Source organism: Longimicrobiaceae bacterium (assembly GCA_035936415.1).
Classification (GTDB): domain Bacteria; phylum Gemmatimonadota; class Gemmatimonadetes; order Longimicrobiales; family Longimicrobiaceae; genus JAFAYN01.
Genome location: DASYWD010000441.1, coordinates 1 through 2,797 on the forward strand (window position 1 = coordinate 1; position 2,797 = coordinate 2,797).

The 2,797-nt window shown below is 75.3% G+C and carries 5 protein-coding genes; all 5 read right to left on the reverse strand.

Annotated elements, in window-relative coordinates:
- Nucleotides 1–1,002 (reverse strand): DnaA/Hda family protein (locus tag VGR37_17950; protein HEV2149291.1); only part of this gene is annotated, 1,002 nt, incomplete at its 3' end.
- A gap of 22 nt (nt 1,003–1,024) precedes the next feature.
- A complete protein-coding gene (locus tag VGR37_17955) occupies nt 1,025–1,636 on the reverse strand; it encodes a gliding-motility protein MglA (GenBank protein ID HEV2149292.1) in 612 nt (203 codons plus the stop codon).
- An 8-nt stretch (nt 1,637–1,644) separates the two neighbouring features.
- Nucleotides 1,645–2,124 carry a roadblock/LC7 domain-containing protein gene (locus VGR37_17960; protein HEV2149293.1) on the reverse strand — a complete coding sequence of 160 codons (480 nt, stop codon included), beginning with the start codon at nt 2,122–2,124 and terminating at the stop codon, nt 1,645–1,647.
- Nucleotides 2,121–2,474 (reverse strand): roadblock/LC7 domain-containing protein, encoded by a 354-nt coding sequence (locus VGR37_17965; protein HEV2149294.1) that lies wholly within the window; start codon nt 2,472–2,474, stop codon nt 2,121–2,123. Before VGR37_17965 ends, VGR37_17960 begins: the two co-directional genes overlap by 4 nt.
- The coding region (locus VGR37_17970) for a roadblock/LC7 domain-containing protein (protein ID HEV2149295.1) at nt 2,471–2,797 on the reverse strand (327 nt) is incomplete at its 5' end. The genes VGR37_17965 and VGR37_17970, both read right to left, overlap by 4 nt.

Consider the following 2,797-nt stretch of genomic DNA (forward strand, 5'->3'; position numbering starts at 1 on the left):
GCGCAGCACGGGCGACCCCACGGCGCGCGGGTCCAGGGCGCGCAGCTCCGCCTCCAGGGCGCGCAGCCGCTCCACGTCCGCGGCGAACTCCGCGAGGAGCGCGTCCACGTCCGGGGCCGAGTCCGCCTGCAGCGCCTCCTCCAGCCGGCGGGTGCGGATCCCCTCCCCCTCCCAGCGGAGGATCGCCGCGCCCAGCGCGCGGCGCCACGGCGCGGCCTCCACCATCTCCGCCACCGTGAGGGTGATGTCGGAAAGGAAGGCGCCGAACTCGTCCTCCTGCGGGCCCGCCTCCGGGAGCATCCCCAGGAGCGGCCCCACCTCGTCCGGGGCGAGCACGCGCCCCTCGGCCTCCTGCGCGGCGAGGACGCGGTCCACCCCGCTCCGCAGCTCGCGGACGCTCTCCCACGCGAGCGCGCCGAGCGCCTCCGCCACCCCCTCCCCGAGCGCCGCCCCGCGCTCCTCCGCCGCGCGGCGCGCGATGGCGGTGCGGGTCTCCGCCTCCGGCGGGGCCAGGTCCACCAGGAGCCCCCCGGCCAGCCGGGAGAGCAGGCGCCCGTCGAGCCCCGGGAGCTCGTGCGGGGGGCGGTCGGAGGCGAGGACCATCTGCGCACCCGCGCCGGACATGGCGTCCCAGAGGCGGAGCAGCTCCTCCTGCGTCCGCGCCCTGCCGGCCAGGAGCTGCACGTCGTCCAGGAGGAGGAGGCCCAGCGCGGCGTGCTCCTCGTGGAAGGCGTCCAGCGTCCCGGCGGCGAGCGCGGCGCTCACCCCGTCCACCAGCTCGTCCGCGGTGCGGTACGCGAGCCGCAGCTCCGGCCGGACGGAGCCGGCCAGGTGGCCCACCGCGTGGAGGAGGTGCGTCTTCCCCATCCCGGCGGGCCCGTAGACGACCAGCGGGTTGTAGCTGGTGCCGGGGGTCTCCGCCGCGCGGCGCGCGGCAGCCGCGGCCAGCCGGCTGCCGGGGCCGACGAGGAAGCCCTCGAAGGTGAAGCGTGGGTCCAGCACGGAGCTCATGGACTGCCGGGGGTCAGCGGGTCGCCGTCACGGGCCGGTCGAAGCGCTGGGAGAGCCGGCGGAGCACCTGCTCGCTGATCCCGCGCAGCGTGTCGAACACCCCCGCCCCGGACAGGGCGCGGGCCTCGTAGCGCGGGAGGTCGCGGTAGTTGAGCAGGTCGTCCATCTCCTCCAGGGAGAGCACGTCGGGGAGGTCGCGCTTGTTGTACTGCAGCGCCAGCGGGATGGTGCGGGGGTCGGTCCCCTGCTCCAGCAGGTTCACCTGCAGGTTGCGGAAGCTCTCCAGGTTCTCGTCCTGCTGCATCCGCTGCGAGTCGGCCACGAACACCACCCCGTCCGCCCCCTGCAGCACCAGCTTGCGGGTGGCGTCGTAGTACACCTGCCCGGGGACGGTGTAGAGCTGGAAGCGCGTCTGGAAGCCCGAGATCGCCCCCAGCTCCAGCGGGAGGAAGTCGAAGAAGAGGGTGCGGTCGGTCTCCGTGGCGAGGGAGATCATCCGCCCCTTCCGCTCGTCCGGGACCTGCGAGTGGATGTACTGCAGGTTCGTCGTCTTCCCCGACCGCCCGGGGCCGTAGTAGACGATCTTGCAGGTGATCTCTCGGGTCGAGTAGTTGACCAGCGACATGGCTCAGCTCACCGGGATCCGAAGAAGTGTTCCAGGCCGGCCTCGAGGTCCCGCTCGAAGGCCGCGGCGTCCGCGGTGGGGCGCGCCTCGCTCCAGCCGGGGAGCCGCGCCACCTCCTGCGTCAGCGTCTCGAAGAAGACGCGCACCAGCCCGATGGAGGAGTCCTCGCCGAAGACGGCGACCAGGATCAACTCCTCGGCGGGGGTGGAGAAGGAGCCGATGAACACCTGCTCCGTCCCGCCCCCCTGGTGCAGGTGGTGGAAGGCCGGCTGCCCGAGCAGGGCGGCGATGGCGCGCGACGAGGCGTGGATCCCCGCGCCCAGCGCGGCCACCCCCATGACGTCCGTCGCCCGCGCGAACCCCCGCTGCGCCAGCACCTGCCCGCTGGCGTTGATCAGCAGCACCAGCCGGACCCCGGACTCGCGGGTGAAGCGCTCCACGGGTCCCGCCAGGTCGCCGACGAAGCGCTCCAGGTCGCCGCGCCTCATTCCAGCGCACCGGCGGCGCGGGCGGCCTCCAGGCGGACCAGCCCCACGTTCACCCACCGCTCCGCCACCACCACCACGAGCAGGTCGGCCGGGGCGGCGGGGGCGGCGGCGACCAGGAAGCCCTCGTCGCCCTCCACCTGGATGAACGACGCGCTCCCGAACGACGCGGCCGAGACCGAGCGGCGCGCCCGCCGGAAGAGCGAGGCCACCAGCGCGGCCACCGCCGGCCCGGGGACGCCCACCATCAGGTCGGCCTCCACCATCAGCCCGTCCTCCGCGGCCACCACCATGCACCCCCGGACACCCGGGATCCGGCTCAGTGCGCCCAGCTGCTCCCCGTACGCGCTCACGCCCCGTCCTCCCCGCTCCCGTCCACCCCCAGCAGCCGCTCCGCCACCGCGGCGGCGCGCGACGCCACGCGCAGGGTCCACCCCGTCGGCACCTCGCGGCTCCCGGCCACCGCGAGCATGCTGTCCGCCACCGGGGCGATCCGCACCACGGTGTCCGGCGTCTCCACCAGCATCCCCCGCCACGCGCCCAGCCCCAGGTGCCGGAGCGCCCGCTCGGCCTCGGCGGAGGCGCCGTGGAGCGCCGCAGCCACCTCCGGCGCCCGGTCCGCGCCCTCCGCGCGCATCTCGCCGGCCACCACGAAGCCCTGCCCGTCCATCAGCAG